The organism is Pseudomonas sp. Tul2A7, assembly GCF_054790505.1.
In genome coordinates this window covers 3,641,298-3,656,463 of the sequence record NZ_CP186499.1, presented here as the reverse complement: position 1 = coordinate 3,656,463, position 15,166 = coordinate 3,641,298, and the positions used below count along the sequence as shown (strand labels likewise).

General features: G+C 59.6%; 13 protein-coding genes. 2 read left to right on the top strand and 11 right to left on the bottom strand.

The genetic code is table 11. The annotated features are described in order from the left end of the window. The first annotated feature begins 16 nt into the window (after window positions 1-16). Window positions 17-1,198 (top strand): aminotransferase class V-fold PLP-dependent enzyme, encoded by a 1,182-nt coding sequence (locus tag ACOYXJ_RS16390; RefSeq protein ID WP_460370466.1) that lies wholly within the window; start codon window positions 17-19, stop codon window positions 1,196-1,198. Here the strand turns inward: ACOYXJ_RS16390 and ACOYXJ_RS16385 are convergent. The 4 genes from ACOYXJ_RS16385 to zwf all read right to left on the bottom strand — a co-directional run bounded on the left by ACOYXJ_RS16385 (window position 1,195) and on the right by zwf (window position 4,903). Beyond that, on the bottom strand, window positions 1,195-1,773 hold the full coding sequence (locus ACOYXJ_RS16385; RefSeq protein ID WP_150795755.1) for a peptidase associated/transthyretin-like domain-containing protein: 579 nt from the start codon (window positions 1,771-1,773) through the stop codon (window positions 1,195-1,197). The genes ACOYXJ_RS16390 and ACOYXJ_RS16385 overlap by 4 nt on opposite strands. Window positions 1,774-2,053: 280 nt before the next feature. Continuing rightward, on the bottom strand, window positions 2,054-2,719 hold the full coding sequence (locus ACOYXJ_RS16380; protein WP_008082815.1) for a bifunctional 4-hydroxy-2-oxoglutarate aldolase/2-dehydro-3-deoxy-phosphogluconate aldolase: 666 nt from the start codon (window positions 2,717-2,719) through the stop codon (window positions 2,054-2,056). Window positions 2,720-2,736: 17 nt separating this feature from the next. Continuing rightward, window positions 2,737-3,450: a 6-phosphogluconolactonase gene (pgl, locus tag ACOYXJ_RS16375; RefSeq protein WP_460370463.1), complete on the bottom strand. Its 714-nt coding sequence runs from the start codon at window positions 3,448-3,450 to the stop codon at window positions 2,737-2,739. Next, entirely contained in the window at window positions 3,437-4,903 is a 1,467-nt protein-coding gene (gene zwf / locus ACOYXJ_RS16370; RefSeq protein WP_077574250.1) for a glucose-6-phosphate dehydrogenase, read from the bottom strand. The genes pgl and zwf overlap by 14 nt, the downstream gene beginning before the upstream one ends. A 226-nt stretch (window positions 4,904-5,129) precedes the next feature. Here zwf and ACOYXJ_RS16365 point away from each other — a divergent pair, with 226 nt between their 5' ends. Further along, window positions 5,130-5,990 carry a MurR/RpiR family transcriptional regulator gene (locus ACOYXJ_RS16365; protein ID WP_171057240.1) on the top strand — a complete coding sequence of 287 codons (861 nt, stop codon included), beginning with the start codon at window positions 5,130-5,132 and terminating at the stop codon, window positions 5,988-5,990. 225 nt (window positions 5,991-6,215) lie between these two features. Here ACOYXJ_RS16365 and ACOYXJ_RS16360 read toward each other — a convergent pair whose 3' ends face one another. From ACOYXJ_RS16360 to ACOYXJ_RS16330, 7 genes are all read right to left on the bottom strand, one after another. Continuing rightward, window positions 6,216-7,070 (bottom strand): D-hexose-6-phosphate mutarotase, encoded by an 855-nt coding sequence (locus ACOYXJ_RS16360; protein ID WP_460370460.1) that lies wholly within the window; start codon window positions 7,068-7,070, stop codon window positions 6,216-6,218. A 113-nt stretch (window positions 7,071-7,183) separates the two neighbouring features. Beyond that, window positions 7,184-8,533, bottom strand: coding sequence for a carbohydrate porin (locus ACOYXJ_RS16355; RefSeq protein ID WP_150795753.1), 1,350 nt, complete (start codon window positions 8,531-8,533; stop codon window positions 7,184-7,186). Between the two features lie 193 nt (window positions 8,534-8,726). Then, entirely contained in the window at window positions 8,727-9,887 is a 1,161-nt protein-coding gene (locus ACOYXJ_RS16350; RefSeq protein WP_460370458.1) for an ABC transporter ATP-binding protein, read from the bottom strand. A 2-nt stretch (window positions 9,888-9,889) separates the two neighbouring features. Continuing rightward, window positions 9,890-10,735 carry a carbohydrate ABC transporter permease gene (locus tag ACOYXJ_RS16345; protein ID WP_093430462.1) on the bottom strand — a complete coding sequence of 282 codons (846 nt, stop codon included), beginning with the start codon at window positions 10,733-10,735 and terminating at the stop codon, window positions 9,890-9,892. Then, the gene (locus tag ACOYXJ_RS16340) at window positions 10,728-11,636 is read right to left on the bottom strand and encodes a carbohydrate ABC transporter permease (RefSeq protein ID WP_007917874.1); all 909 of its coding nucleotides are present in this window, start codon (window positions 11,634-11,636) and stop codon (window positions 10,728-10,730) included. Before ACOYXJ_RS16340 ends, ACOYXJ_RS16345 begins: the two co-directional genes overlap by 8 nt. Window positions 11,637-11,792: 156 nt before the next feature. Next, entirely contained in the window at window positions 11,793-13,094 is a 1,302-nt protein-coding gene (locus tag ACOYXJ_RS16335; RefSeq protein ID WP_016983700.1) for an ABC transporter substrate-binding protein, read from the bottom strand. Between the two features lie 119 nt (window positions 13,095-13,213). Beyond that, window positions 13,214-14,473 (bottom strand): D-mannose isomerase, encoded by a 1,260-nt coding sequence (locus ACOYXJ_RS16330; protein ID WP_460370456.1) that lies wholly within the window; start codon window positions 14,471-14,473, stop codon window positions 13,214-13,216. Window positions 14,474-15,166 lie beyond the last annotated feature (693 nt).

The following is a 15,166-nucleotide window of genomic DNA, read 5'->3' as shown; positions in this document are numbered from 1 at the left end:
TTAGAGTCAGCCGACCATGCCCGATAACACCCGCCGCGCCCGTGACGAAGCCTTCTGGCAAACGTTCGCCGACCGTTACGACGTTCAACCCGGCCCCGTGAACCTGGAAAACGGTTACTTCGGGCGCATGTCGCGCACGGTAATCGAGGAGTACCAACGCAATATCGAGCTGATCAACAGCAGTAATTCGGTGTACGTGCGCCAGCGTTTCGAGCAGCACGACAACCTCGATATCCGTGCGCAACTGGCCGAGCTGATTGGCGTGCGTGCACAGAGCGTCGCGTTCACCCGCAACGCCACCGAAGCCCTGCAATCGCTGATCCGCAACTACAACCGCTTGCAACCGGGCGATCAGGTGCTGATCAGTGATCTGGAATACGACACGGTCAAAGGCGCCATGCGCTGGCTGGCCAGACATCGCGGCGCCGAGGTGATCGAGATTGCCCACGCGCACCCAGCGAGTTACGACAGTCTGCTGGAGACTTACCGCGAAGCGTTCAGCGGCCACCCGAAGATCAAGCTGATGGCCCTGACTCACGTCACTCACCGCACCGGCCTGGTCATGCCGGTACAAGCCATCGCCGCGCTCGCCAAAGAGCATGGCGTCGATGTCATCCTCGACGGCGCCCATGCGCTCGGTCAGATCGAGTTCGATCTTGAAGCACTGGGCATCTCTTTCGCCGGATTCAACCTGCACAAATGGATCGGCGCGCCACTCACCCTCGGCTTCCTCTATATCGCGCCGCAACGCTTGGCCGATATCGATCCGGACATGGGTGAAATGCATTACCCGGCCAATGACATCCGCGCGCGCACGTCGTACAGCACGCCCAACATTCCAGCACTGATGACCTTGCCGCTAGTGTTCGAGGAGCACCGCTCCCTCGGCGGTGCGCCGGCCAAGGGTGCTCGCGTCAATTATCTGCGCAATCTGTGGGTCAGCGCGGTGCGGCATTTGCCGGGTATCGAGGTGATGACGCCAGACGATCCACGGCTGTATTGCGGCATCACATCGCTGCGTTTCACCCGCCACGATGATCAACAGGCGATGGCCGAGCGTCTGCTCAACGACTACAACCTGTTCACCGTGGTGCGCAACGGCGCAGCCAGCGGGCCGAGCATTCGCATTACACCGGGGCTGACCAGCACGGCTGCCGAGATGCAGTTGCTGGTGCGAGCGTTGAACGAGCTGCGCTAAAACACCGCGCCCGTGGGCTTTTCGTAGCCAGCAAGGCCGATCTGCGACGACACCGCAAAGGTGTCGACGCCGATCGTCAGGCTGCCGAAGTAGCCGTCCTCAAGACCTTCCCCGCCAATCGGTCGCAACACCAGTCGCGAAGCATCATCCCCCGCCGTTTCACAGCTACAGACATCCGGAAGATGCAGCCGTCCTGCCCAGGCCTCCTGATGTGACTGCGGGTGTTGATCATCACTGGCGATGCACACGGTCATGGCGATGCACGAAGCCCCGCCAGAGTGCTGATCCGGGTAAATACTGGTAAACCGTACAATGCCTTGGCTGTCGGTCGACTGGGCGCCGCACAGGCTGTCGGCGCCAACGTTCTGTTCGATCCGGACCTGGGCGCCTACCACTGGCTCACCGGTCATGGCGTCGACCAGGGCCAGACGCAATACCAGTGGCAGGCCTTCGATGCCGCCACTGATGTTGCGCACCTTGCCTTCGGTTTTGCGCCAATCGAAGCTGCCTGGGATATGCGTTTGCCGTTGCCGAAGAGGCTGATGGGGCAAGTCTGCTGATTGATGGTCGTCCATGAGGCGTTCTCTCTTCCATAAGATGAACGCAGATTAGCGCCACACAAACGCGGTTGTGCGGTAACTATGTATCGCGTCGTAACGGTGTCGATGTAGGAGCTGCCGAAGGCTGCGATCTTTTGATGTTGGCGCTAAAGAGCAAGGTCAAAAGATCGCAGCCTCGTTTCACTCGACAGCTCCTACATAGCTTCTACACAGCAATTTTCAGGCAAAAAAAAACGGTGCACCGACCAAGCGCACCGTAAAGCCGTAGAACACACAACGAAGTGTCTGGTAACAATCAGTCCAGCAGCGCCAACGCCTCGGCGGTGCATTCCTGAATACGGGCCCAGTCGCCGTTCTTGATCCACTCCGGATCAAGCATCCAGCTACCGCCCACGCACATGACGTTTTTCAGCGCCATGTAGCTCTTGATGTTGGCAGGACCCACGCCACCAGTCGGGCAGAATTTCACTTCGCCGAACGGGCCGCCGAGGGCTTTGATTGCCGCCACGCCACCGCTGACTTCAGCCGGGAACAGCTTGAAGCGGCGATAACCCAGACCGTAGCCTTCCATGATGCCGGAAGCGTTGCTGATGCCCGGCAACAGCGGAATCGGGCTGTCGACGCTGGCTTCCAGCAGGTCACGGGTAATACCCGGAGTGACGATGAACTGCGAACCAGCGGCTTCGGCAGCCGCGAGCATGTTGCGATCGAGCACGGTGCCGGCACCGGTCATCAGTTCCGGGCGCTGGTCGCGCAGGATCTGAATGGCCTTGAGGCCGAACTGCGAACGCAGGGTCACTTCCAGCGCGGTCAGACCACCGGCAGCCAGAGCGTCGGCCAGTGGCAGCACGTCCTGTTCGCGAGCGATGGTGATCACCGGCAGGATCCGCGCCTTGGCGCAGAGGCTGTCGATCAGGGCAACTTTGTCCGCCATGGAAACGGTCGGGGATGGGGTTGTCATAGCGGCTGTTCCTTGGCTCATGGGCACCAGTAAATCTCTAACGTAGGTTGCAGAAACGCGCGCACCGGCATGGCGGCGACGTCGTCGGATGCCAGTGCGGCATTCAGGGTGGTCAGTTTCGACTGACCGGAAATCGACAGAATCTTGTGCTTGGCCGAGGCCAGTAGCGCACGGCTCATGGTCAGGCGCTGACGCGGCACGCTTGGCGCCAGCATCGGCCAGCAACGGCGTGTGCCATCGGCTTGCAAGGCTTCGGTCAGGTTCGGGCTGTCGGGGAACAGCGACGCGGTGTGGCCGTCATCGCCCATGCCCAGCACCAGCACGTCAATCGGCGGCAATTCGGCGAGCAAGCGGTCAGCCTGTTCAGCCGCCTGCTCGACGTTGGCCGCCGCGCTATAAAGGCTGAGGAACTGCGCTTTCGCCGCCGGGCCTTTGAGCAGGTATTGCTTGAGCAGGCCGGCATTGCTGTCGGCGTGTTCAACCGGTACCCAGCGTTCGTCGGCGAGGGTCACGACGACCTTCGACCAATCCAGTTCCTGCTTGGCCAGGTGCTGGAAAAACGCCACCGGGCTACGACCGCCGGACACCACCAGCACCGCGTTGCCGCGTGCAGCAATAGCGTCGCTCAATTGCTTGGCGACGTTCAGCGCCAGACCTTCGGCCAACAGCACCGGGCTCTTGAATTCATGAGCGTTCACGCCCGCAGGCAGTTGCACATCAGATATCGCCATACCACGACCTCCCGTCCCGCGTGATCAATGCAATGGAGCTCATCGGCCCCCACGACCCGGCCGCATACGGCTTGGGCGCGTCACCGGATTTTTTCCACCCGGCGATCAACTGGTCACACCACTTCCACGCGGCTTCGATTTCATCTTTACGGACAAACAGGTTCTGATTGCCGTTCATCACTTCCAGCAACAACCGCTCGTAGGCATCGGGGATCCGCGCGCTACGCCAGGTGTCGGAGAAATTCAGTTGCAGCGGGCCGCTGCGCAGTTGCATGCCTTTGTCCAGGCCTTGCTCTTTGGTCATCACGCGCAAGGAAATGCCTTCGTCCGGTTGCAGGCGGATGATCAGTTTGTTGCTGATCTGCAAGCGCTGCTCAGGGGCGAAGATGTAGTGCGACGGTTCCTTGAAGTGGATGACGATCTGCGACAGTTTCTGCGGCATGCGCTTGCCGGTACGCAGGTAGAACGGCACGCCGGCCCAGCGCCAGTTGCGGATATCGGCACGCAAAGCGACGAAGGTTTCGGTGTCGCTCTGGGTGTTGGAATTCGGTTCTTCGAGGTAGCCCGGGACGGATTTGCCTTCGCTGTGGCCGGCGATGTACTGGCCGCGCACGACTTGCGTGGTCAGGCCTTCCGGACTGATCGGCGCGAGCGCCTTGAGCACTTTTACTTTCTCGTCACGAATGCTGTCGGCGGACAGGTCGGCCGGCGGGTCCATGGCGATCAGGCAGAGCAGTTGCAACAGGTGATTCTGGATCATGTCGCGCAGTTGGCCGGCCTTGTCGAAATAGCCCCAGCGGCCTTCGATGCCGACCTTCTCGGCCACGGTGATTTCCACGTGGGAGATGTAATTCTGGTTCCACTGGGTTTCAAACAGGCTGTTGGCGAAACGCAGGGCGATCAGGTTCTGAACGGTTTCTTTGCCCAGGTAATGGTCGATGCGGTAGGTGCGGTTCTCCGGGAAGAACTGCGCCACGGCGTCGTTAACCTTGCGCGACGACTCGAGGTCGGAGCCGATCGGTTTTTCCAGCACCACGCGGGTGTTTTCCGCCAGACCGACTTTCGCCAGGTTCTCGCAGATCGCGCCGTACACCGCTGCCGGTGTGGCGAAGTAGGCAATCATGCGTTGCGTGCTGCCGGCCAGTTCGGCCAGCGCCACATAATCTTCGGATTTGAGGAAGTCGACGTGCAGGTAGGTCAGGCGTGCGAGAAAACGCTCGGCGACCGCTTCGTCCAGCTCTTTGCCCACATAGCGACGCAGTTCGGCGGCGATGAACGCCATGTGCTGCTGCTGGGAACCTTCTTCACGGGCCAATGCGATGATGCGCGTGTCCTCGTGCAGCAGGTCGGCGCCATCGAGGTGATAAAGGGCAGGAAACAGCTTGCGTAGGGCCAGATCGCCAAGCGCGCCGAACAAGGCAAAGGTGCACGGTTCAACCGTAATCGAAGGCATGATGTTTGTTCTTTTATCAAGTTAAGCTACAAATACCTTTTTTCAAGGCATCACTCAAGGGAAAATGTAGTAATAACCACAACATTTTCGCAAAATACAGATTCCGAGTGGTGGTCAGTCGGAGCCATCAGTAGGATAGGCCACCGTTACGGGCCATATCAAAGGCCCAATTTGCATAGCCCGGCGCACCTTTGCGCAGGTGAATTAGGAATTCCATATGGACCGCGTGCGAAATTTACTGGAACAGATCCAGAGTCGCCTTGAAGACCTGAACAAGGCCGAACGCAAAGTCGCCGAGGTGATCCTGCTCAACCCGCAGCAGGCCACCCGCTTCAGCATCGCCGCCCTCGCCCAGGCCGCCTCGGTGAGCGAACCGACGGTCAACCGTTTCTGCCGTTCGTTCGGTGTCAGCGGCTATCCCGAACTCAAGCTGCAACTGGCGCAGAGCCTGGCCAGCGGCGCGGCGTATGTCAGCCGCGCGGTCGAGGCCGACGACAATCCCGAGGCTTACACGCAGAAGATTTTCGGCAGCGCCATCGCGTCCCTGGACAGTGCCTGCCAGGCGCTGGACCCGAACCTGATCAGCCGCGCTGTCGACCTGTTGATTCAGGCGCGGCAGATCCACTTCTTCGGCCTCGGGGCTTCGGCACCGGTGGCGCTGGATGCGCAGCACAAGTTCTTCCGTTTCAACCTCGCCGTCACCGCGCATGCTGATGTGTTGATGCAGCGGATGATTGCCTCGGTGGCGCACACCGGTGAGTTGTTCGTGATCATTTCCTACACCGGTCGCACCCGTGAACTGGTCGAGGTGGCGCGCATTGCTCGCGAGAACGGCGCTTCGGTGCTGGGCCTGACGGCGGAGAATTCGCCGCTGGCCAAGGCCAGTACCTTGAGTCTGAATATTCCGTTGCCGGAAGACACCGACATTTATATGCCGATGACGTCGCGGATCATTCAGTTGACGGTGCTGGATGTGTTGGCGACCGGGATGACCTTGCGTCGCGGGGTGGATTTCCAGCCGCATTTGCGCAAGATCAAAGAGAGCTTGAATGCGAGCCGGTATCCGGTTGGAGATGAATTCAACTAAAGATCAGAAGCCCCCTCACCCCAGCCCTCTCCCTGAGGGAGAGGGGGCCGACCGAGGTGCTCTCAGGAGTTACATCGACCTGAACGTTCAAACCGACCTCTGGTTTGGCCAAGCCAAGATCACCGTTGTAGTCGCAAGTCGGTGGACATAGCCAATCCAACTCGGTGAGTCCCCTCTCCCTCCGGGAGAGGGCTAGGGTGAGGGGCTACGATATGACTGACACACTCAAGCCGCCGCCCACGCCTGCAAACTCAAATGCGCCTTCTCCCCCGGCGCCAGATGCAGGCTGTCCGTCCCACCCGCCGCCGCTTCCACACAGACAAACTCCGAAATCTCATCCCACGTCACGCCCAACAACGGCCGCGCGCCCGGATGCCAGACCACCGTGTCCGCGCTGTCGCCGGTATCGATGCACAATTCGCGCTGCCAGGCGTGATCTTTCAGCTGCAATTCGCCGTCATGCTGGAACACTCGCTGACAGCCGCCATCCACCCGCAACTCGCCTTCCTGCTGGCAAACCTGGCGATTCAACTGGTCATAACCCTGCGCCCCTTCGAGCCCAGACAGCGCTATCTCACCGACATCGCCAATACGCCAGTAAGCGTGCAAAGCCTGGCTCAACTGGCACGGCATGTCGTCCTGATGCTCGGTGCTCAGGCGCAGTTCCATGCGTTCACCCAGATGTGCGTGCAGGTCAACCTGCCAGTCGCACAGCTGCAATTGCCAGTGCAGGCGTACGCCATCTTCGCCGCTGCTGCTGTCTAGCAACTTCCAGTCGAGCAAGCGCGCCCAACCATGCGATGGCCAGGCGTTTTCGCTCGGATGACGGCCATACCACGGCCAGCACACCGGCACACCACCGCGAATAGCGCCGACATGCGGCCACTTCGCCGCACACCACAACCACGGTTTTTGCCCGCGCGGCTGAAAGTGCAGCAACTGCGCGCCCTGACGACTGAACACCGCCTGACACAGCGGGTGATCGATCACCAACACATCGCGCATCTGATATCGCTCCCAGGCGAACACCGGTTGTTCACGCAGGGATTTGAAGAAGCGTTGTAGCGGATGCTCATGCATTGGCCACGGTTCCGAATTCAACTGTCACGGGGATTACTGCCCCTCAAAAAAAAGCGGACAGCCTTGGCTGTCCGCAAATATGCGCACATAGAGAGGAGCTTATCGCAGACGCGTCAGAACGTAGACTGAATTTTCAGGCCAGCGACCAAAGCGTTATCAACTTCATCCACACCACCCGGGTGAGTGATGTACTGCAGGTTCGGACGTACGGTCAGCCAGTTGGTGACGTGGAAGCCGTAGTTGATCTCGTAGTTGTATTCGGTTTCACGAATCGGCGAGAACACCGGATTGTCGTAATCCGAAACACCGTTGGAAACGTTCAGCAGCTCGGCGTTTTTCTTCACGTCATCGTTGACGTGGATACGCGCCGCACCGATACCGACGTCATCCTTCGGACGCGCGTCGAACGGGCCTTTGTAGACAAACATCACCGACTGATAGTTGTCGATGAAGTTGGTGTCCTTGTCGTGGAACGTGGCGTTGGCCGCGATGTTCAGACCGCGAGTCGCATCACCGTTGTGGCTGGTGAGTTGCTGTTGCGCCACAAACCAGTAGCCGCTTTTGCTGCTGTGGGTTTTGTACGCGTCGCCAGTGGTAGCCGCGTCGAAACCGTTGACGTCTTCGCGAACGTCGTCGGCATCCGCCGTGCTCTTGTAGTAACCGACGCGGTATTCGCCCGGCAGGCTGTTGACCTTCGGCGACCAGACCAATTCAACCGGCAACACAGTACCTTTGGTGCCGCTGCCGCTGAGCTTGAAGCCGTTGCCGTGTTCCAGCTGCGACGGGTTCTGGTTGTACGCACCGATCTGCGCGTAGAGCTCGTCGTTGATGTTGTACTTCACACGGATCGCGGCCTGGCTGACGGGCCAGTTGTACCAGATGTTGGTTGCCCAGTTACCCACTTGCGAACCGCAGAACGCGAGGTTCTGGAAGTCGCACGGGAAGGTGTTGAAGTCTTCGCCTTCACCGAAGTAACCGGCCTTGACGTCGAGTTTGTTGTCGAAGAACTGGTGCTGAATCCACAACTGGGTCAGACGCACCATGTGGCCACGGCCGTAAACTTCTTGCGAGGAGCTGAGGGTGCCGGCACGCGGATCGCCAACGCGGTCGTTGGAGATGTTGTAGCCGTTACGGTTGGTCAGCTGGATCTTCGCCTGAGTGTTATCCCAGCCCCACAGCTTTTGCAGATCGAGTGCCACGCCCAGACCGAACTGGTCAGCGTAACGCGCGGTCTTGTCGTCGTTGTAGCCACCGTTCAGGTTGCCACCGACTTCCCCAACGTAGTCGGCCTTGATGTCGATACCCTGCTCGATCAGCTTGGTACGCTCGCCACCCCAGTCGCCGGTCATCCATTTCGAATCGGAACTGAAGGCATCCGCCGCCATGGCGTTACCGGCCAGCACCAAGGCCGCCGCAGCCGAAACCTGGCAGATCAACCGGGCATTGACGTGTTTCTTTTTCATCCCTACATCCTCGTCTTTATTGTTATTAACTGTTTTTATCTAACGCGGTTTACATAAATTGCGATGGATTACAGGCCATCCACCGCGTGCTCCTTTGTGGGAGCGAGCCTGCTCGCGAATGCGGTGTATCAGGCGACATCAATGCTGGATGTCAGACCGCTTTCGCGAGCAGGCTCGCTCCCACATTTGTTATTTAGCGGCCTTTGAATTGCGCCACGTTCGCAGACCGCGCATCGGTCTGTGGTTGGCCGGCAGTGCCGAGGCGCTCGCCAGTCTTGGCATCGAACAACAGCACTTTCGACGGATCGAATTGCAGCGTCAGGCTCTCGCCCACCTGCGGTGCGACGTCCGGCGCCAGACGGCAGCAGACCTTGGTGTCATTCAAATTGACGAACACCAGGGTGTCCGGACCGGTCGGCTCGGTGACCTGCACTTCGGCACGAATGCTCGGCAGGCCATTGCCCTCGCCGTTCGCCAACACGATTTGCTCCGGGCGCAGACCGAGGATCACTTCGCGATCTTCGAGACCGGCGTCCTGCATGCTCATCGGCAATTCACAACGCGCCTGGCCGCTGTCGAGCAGCGCCAGCAGACGACCGTCCTTGCGTTGCAGACGCAGCGGGATGAAGTTCATCGGCGGCGAACCGATGAAGCTCGCCACGAACAGGTTGGCCGGGTCGTTGTAGATCTCTTTTGGCGTGCCGAACTGCTGGATGATGCCGTCCTTCATCACCGCAACCTTGTCGCCCAGGGTCATCGCTTCGATCTGGTCGTGGGTCACGTAGACCGTGGTGGTTTTCAGGCGCTGGTGCATCAGTTTCATTTCGGTGCGCATCTCGACGCGCAGCTTGGCGTCGAGGTTGGACAGTGGTTCGTCGAACAGATAAATCTTCGGCCGACGCGCCAGTGCACGACCCATCGCCACACGCTGTTGCTGACCACCGGAAAGCTGACCCGGCTTGCGATTGAGCAAGTGTTCGATCTGCAACAGCTTGGCCACGCGCGCGACTTCTTCGTCGATCGCGGTCTGAGGCATCTTGCGAATCTTCAGGCCGAATTCGATGTTCTCGCGCACGCTCATGGTCGGGTACAGCGCGTAGGACTGGAACACCATGGCGATGTCGCGATCCTTCGGGCTCATGCCGCTGACGTCCTGATCACCGATCATGATCGCGCCGCCGGTGATGGTTTCCAGGCCGGCGATGCAGTTCATCAGGGTCGACTTGCCGCAGCCCGACGGGCCGACGAGGATCAGGAATTCGCCTTCCTTGATCGACAGTTCGATGTTCTTCAGGGTGTCCGGCAGGCCGGCACCGTAGGTCTTGTTGACGTTGCGAAGTTCGAGCGTTGCCATGATTACCCCTTGACCGCGCCGGCCGTCAGCCCGCGCACGAAATACTTGCCTGCGACCACATAGACCAGCAGGGTCGGCAGGCCGGCGATCATCGCCGCTGCCATATCAACGTTGTATTCCTTGGCGCCGGTGCTGGTGTTGACCAGGTTGTTCAGCGCTACCGTAATCGGCTGCGAATCACCGCTGGAGAACACCACACCGAACAGGAAGTCGTTCCAGATCTGGGTGAACTGCCAGATCAGGCAGACCATGATGATCGGCGTCGACATCGGCAGAATGATCCGCCGAAAAATGGTGAAGAACCCTGCGCCATCCAGACGTGCGGCTTTCACCAGCGCATCCGGAATGCTCACGTAGTAGTTACGGAAAAACAGCGTGGTGAACGCCAGACCGTAAACCACGTGGATAAACACCAGACCGGTGGTGGTGCTCGCCAGGCCCATTTTGCCGAGGGTGAACGAGGCCGGCAGCAGCACGGTCTGGAACGGCAGGAAGCAGCCGAACAACAGCAGACCGAAGAACAACTGCGAACCGCGGAAGCGCCAGAACGACAGCACATAGCCGTTCAACGCGCCGATGGCGGTGGAGATGATCACGGCTGGAACGGTGATCTTGATTGAGTTCCAGAAGTAACCGTCAACCGTGGCCCAGGCCTTGACCCAGCCGATGCCGCTGACCACGGTCGGCCAGCTCAGCAGGTTGCCGGTGCTGATGTCTTCCGGGGTCTTGAAGCTGGTCAGCAACATGACCACCAGCGGCACCAGATAAAGCAATACGGCGATGATCAGCACCGCGTAGATCGCGATGCGACTCAGGCTGATAGCAGGTTTGGCAGCGAGACTAGTCATTGCGCTTGGTCCTCAGCTCGGAATACAGGTAAGGCACGATGATCGCGAGGATCGCACCGAGCATCAGAATCGCACTGGCCGAACCCATGCCCATCTGGCCGCGACTGAAGGTGAAGGAATACATGAACATCGCTGGCAGGTCGGAGGAATAACCCGGACCGCCGGCGGTCATCGCCGCGACCAGGTCGAAGCTCTTGATCGCAATGTGGGCGAGGATCATCACCGCACTGAAGAACACCGGACGCAGGCTTGGCAGCACCACTTTCCAATAGATCGTCGGCATGCTCGCGCCATCGATCTGCGCGGCACGAATGATCGATTGATCAACGCCACGCAGGCCGGCAAGGAACATCGCCATGATGAAGCCCGAGGCTTGCCACACAGCGGCGATCACCAGGCAGTAAACCACGCGATCCGGGTCGATCAGCCAGTCGAGACGGAAGCCTTCCCAGCCCCAGTCACGCAACAATTTGTCCAGGCCCATGCCCGGGTTGAGCAGCCATTTCCACGCGGTACCGGTGACGATCATCGAGAGCGCCATCGGGTACAGGTAAATGGTGCGGATAAAGCCTTCGCGACGGATGCGCTGATCGAGGAACACCGCCAGCAACACGCCAATCACCAAGGTGATGCCGATGAACATGCCGCCGAACACCGCGAGGTTTTTGCTCGCGACCCACCAGCGATCGTTGTCGAACAACCGCGCGTATTGCGCCAGACCGGCCCACTTGTAGTTGGGCAGGAAGGTCGAGGTGGTGAACGACAGCACGAACGTCCACAGGATGTAGCCATAGAAGCCCACCAGCACGATGAACATGCTCGGCGCCAGCACCAGTTTGGGTAGCCAGCGTTGCAATGCATCGAACGGCGAGGCCTTGCTGAACACAGCAACAGAACTCATGGGGAAATCCAGTACAGGGAATAAAAACTACAGTGAGATCCCTTGTGGGAGCGAGCCTGCTCGCGAATGCGGTGTGTCAGTCGACGGATGGAGCAACTGACACAACGCCTTCGCGAGCAGGCTCGCTCCCACAGGAGAAGCCTGTGCTACCGACGCTTATTTGGACGACTTGATCGCTGCGCCAAGTTTCTTGGCGGTGTCGGCCGGGTCGGCTTTCGGGTCGTTGATGTAGTTGGTCACGACATCAAAGAACGCGCCTTGCACCGCCAGCGTGGTCGCCATGTTGTGCGCCATGCTCGGTTGCAGGCCGCCGGACTTGGCGTCTGCCAGGAAGTCCTTGGCAGCGGTTTGTGCGCAAGAGTCGAAGCCGAGCTTGTCCATGTTGTTCAACATGTCGTTGCGCACAGGGATCGAGCCTTTGTTGATGCTGAAGACTTTCTGGAAGTTTTCACCCAGCACGACTTTGGCGATGTCCTGCTGACCGGCCGCAGTGCCTGCGTCCTTCTGCTTGAACACGGCCAGCGAGTCGATGTTGTAGGTGAACGCCTTGTCGGTGCCCGGGAAGGCGACGCACTCGTAGTCCTTGCCAGCGACTTTCTTGGCGGCGGTCCATTCCGACTTGGCCCAGTCACCCATGATCTGCATGCCGGCCTTGCCGTTGATGACCTTGGCCGCTTCGAGGTTCCAGTCCTGACCTTTGCCGTCGGCGTCCATGTAGGTCGCGACTTTCTTCAGCTCGGTCAGCGCCTTGACCATTTCCGGGCCGGTCAGCGCGGCGTTGTCCAGATCAACCAGGGCTTTCTTGTAACCATCGACCCCCATGACCGAGAGCACCACGGCTTCGAACACGGTGCTGTCCTGCCAAGGCTGACCGCCGTGAGCCAGCGGAATGAAGCCCGCAGCTTTCAGCTTGTCGCCAGCGGCATAGAATTCTTCGAGGGTGGTCGGGTTCTTGGTGATCCCGGCTTTCTTGAACACTTCCGGGTTGATCCACAGCCAGTTCACGCGGTGAATGTTCACCGGCACGGCCACGTAATCACCGTCGTACTTCACGGTATCGGAGACTTTCTTGTCGAGCAGGCTGTCCCACTTTTCCGACTTGGCGACGTCTTTCAGCACGTCGGTGTCGAGCAGGCCGGTCGACGCCCATTCCTGGATGTCCGGACCTTTGATCTGGGCTACGCCAGGCGGGTTGCCGGCAACGGCACGGCTTTTCAGCACGGTCATGGCAGTCGCACCGCCACCGCCGGCGACAGCGCCGTCTTTCCAGGTGAAACCGTCTTTTTCGACTTGCGCCTTGAGCACATCAACGGCAGCTTTTTCGCCACCGGACGTCCACCAGTGCACGACTTCGACCGAACCTTTGGATTCGGCAGCGGAAACACTGAGAGGCAGAATTGCGAGCGGGAACAGGGAGGCGACAGAAATGACAGTAGCGAGGCGAGAAATCGCATTCATCTGAGATGTACCTTTCTTGTTGTTATGCATTGCAAGTCTGGTGCTTGCGCTGCACAGGAGTTTAAACAGGACGTTTCCCTTCGCAGGTAACGAAGGGACGCGCGAATGTCACCACATGGTTACACAGGACTGCTCTGGGATAACTGTGCCAGCGCAGTCGCCATACTGGGTGACAAGGGTAGACGCGGAATCAGCACGGCTTGCCAGGCGTGATACAGATCGGGTTTGCCTGGCCAGATATCAGCGCTCGGGATGTTTTGCGGGTTGAGTTCGTGGTGCCAACTGCCGTCGCAACGGTCGATGAAATTCATCTCGCAGAATTCCCAGAACAGCCGGTACCAGGTTTCGTATTGCGCATCGCCGCTGCGTTTGAGTAAGGCGCTGGCGGCGGCGCTGGCTTCGGCGTGGGTCCAGTGCAGGCGGTGGCGAACTACCGCTTTGTTGCCCCAGTCGAGGGTATAGACGATGCCCGGCAAACCATCGACGTTCCAGCCGTTACGGCAGTTGTTCTCGAAGAGTTTCTGCGCGTCGGTCGCCAGCCAGCCGGGGGTGAGCATGCCGGCCTGCACGCGGGCCGCTTCGAGGTGCAGCAACAGCCGCGCCCACTCGAAACCGTGGCCAGGCGTGGTGCCGTAAGGGCGGAAACCATCGGCGGGATTGTCGTGGTTGTATTCACGCAGCGGTTGCCAGTCGCGGTCGAAATGCTCGATGACCATGTAACCGTTACCGGCAGCATGACCGTGGATCACCCGCTCGACGATGCGTTGCGCACGCACCAGCCAGCGCGGATCTTCGGTGACATCAGCAAGAGCGAGGAACGCTTCGGTCGCGTGCATGTTGCTGTTGGCGCCGCGATAGGCTTCTTCTTCGCTCCAGTCGCGATTGAAGAATTCGCGCATCGCGCCCTCTTCCTCGCTCCAGAAATACGTGTCGATGATATCGATGGCGTCATCCAGCAACGCCTGCGCACCGGGGCGTTGCGCGACCACCGCAGAACTCGCGGCCAGTGCGACAAACGCATGCAGGTAAGCGTTCTTGCCGGTGTTGTCGTCGCGGTGTTCGGCGACGGCAAACCAGCCGCCGTGCTTGGCATCACGCAACGGCCCACGCAGGGCGGCGATGCCGTGATCGACCAGTTCGGCGAAACCCGGCAGGCCCTGAATATGGGCCATGGCGAAGCTGTGGGTCATGCGCGCGGTGTTCATGGTTTCGGCTTGCGCGTTCGCTGGCAGACGGCCGCGTTCGTCGAGGTTGCCGAAGCCTTGTGGGAGTTTTGCTGCCTTGGCGAAATCCAGCAGACGCAAGCCTTCGGCGGCGAGCCATTGCTGGTGGGCAGGGGCGTTCAGCCAACTGCTGAAGCCGGGTTGGAAGAGATCCATGGGTGGCCTTTTTTGTTGTTATGACTGCGGGCAGTCTAAACAACGGGTCGGGGTGGGCTTGTAACGAAGGGGGCGGGGTTTGTCACTGATCCGTGACAAAAGAGCCACCCTCACCCCAGCCCTCTCCCGGAGGGAGAGGGGGCCGACCGCGGGGTATTGAAGAGTTACGCCGACCTGAAAGTCTTTCAGCGAATCCATAATCGACACGGTGTTTCAGGTCGATGTATGACGCAAGACAACTCGGTCAGTCCCCTCTCCCTCCGGGAGAGGGGGCCGACCGCGGGGTATTGAAGAGTTACGCCGACCTGAAAGTTTTTCAGCGAATCCATAATCGACACGGTGTTTCAAGTCGATGTATGACGCAAGACAACTCGGTCAGTCCCCTCTCCCTCCGGGAGAGGGGGCCGACCGCGGGGTATTGAAGAGTTACGCCGACCTGAAAGTTTTTCAGCGAATCCATAATCGACACGGTGTTTCAGGTCGATGTATGACGCAAGACAACTCGGTCAGTCCCCTCTCCCTCCGGGAGAGGGGGCCGACCGCGGGGTATTGAAGAGTTACGCCGACCTGAAAGTTTTCCAGCGAATCCATAATCGACACGGTGTTTCAGGTCGATGTATGACGCAAGACAACTCGGTCAGTCCCCTCTCCCTACGGGCGGTCCGACGTTTCGGGAGGGTTAGGGTGAGGGAA

Coding starts and splice junctions, on each gene's coding strand:
- ACOYXJ_RS16330 (WP_460370456.1), bottom strand. CDS start 14,473: ATGGATCTCTTCCAACCCGGCTTCAGCAGTTGGCTGAACGCCCCTGCC.
- ACOYXJ_RS16360 (WP_460370460.1), bottom strand. CDS start 7,070: ATGCATGAGCATCCGCTACAACGCTTCTTCAAATCCCTGCGTGAACAA.
- ACOYXJ_RS16335 (WP_016983700.1), bottom strand. CDS start 13,094: ATGAATGCGATTTCTCGCCTCGCTACTGTCATTTCTGTCGCCTCCCTG.
- ACOYXJ_RS16355 (WP_150795753.1), bottom strand. CDS start 8,533: ATGAAAAAGAAACACGTCAATGCCCGGTTGATCTGCCAGGTTTCGGCT.
- zwf (WP_077574250.1), bottom strand. CDS start 4,903: ATGCCTTCGATTACGGTTGAACCGTGCACCTTTGCCTTGTTCGGCGCG.
- ACOYXJ_RS16350 (WP_460370458.1), bottom strand. CDS start 9,887: ATGGCAACGCTCGAACTTCGCAACGTCAACAAGACCTACGGTGCCGGC.
- pgl (WP_460370463.1), bottom strand. CDS start 3,450: ATGGCGATATCTGATGTGCAACTGCCTGCGGGCGTGAACGCTCATGAA.
- ACOYXJ_RS16390 (WP_460370466.1), top strand. CDS start 17: ATGCCCGATAACACCCGCCGCGCCCGTGACGAAGCCTTCTGGCAAACG.
- ACOYXJ_RS16385 (WP_150795755.1), bottom strand. CDS start 1,773: ATGGACGACCATCAATCAGCAGACTTGCCCCATCAGCCTCTTCGGCAA.
- ACOYXJ_RS16340 (WP_007917874.1), bottom strand. CDS start 11,636: ATGAGTTCTGTTGCTGTGTTCAGCAAGGCCTCGCCGTTCGATGCATTG.
- ACOYXJ_RS16345 (WP_093430462.1), bottom strand. CDS start 10,735: ATGACTAGTCTCGCTGCCAAACCTGCTATCAGCCTGAGTCGCATCGCG.
- ACOYXJ_RS16380 (WP_008082815.1), bottom strand. CDS start 2,719: ATGACAACCCCATCCCCGACCGTTTCCATGGCGGACAAAGTTGCCCTG.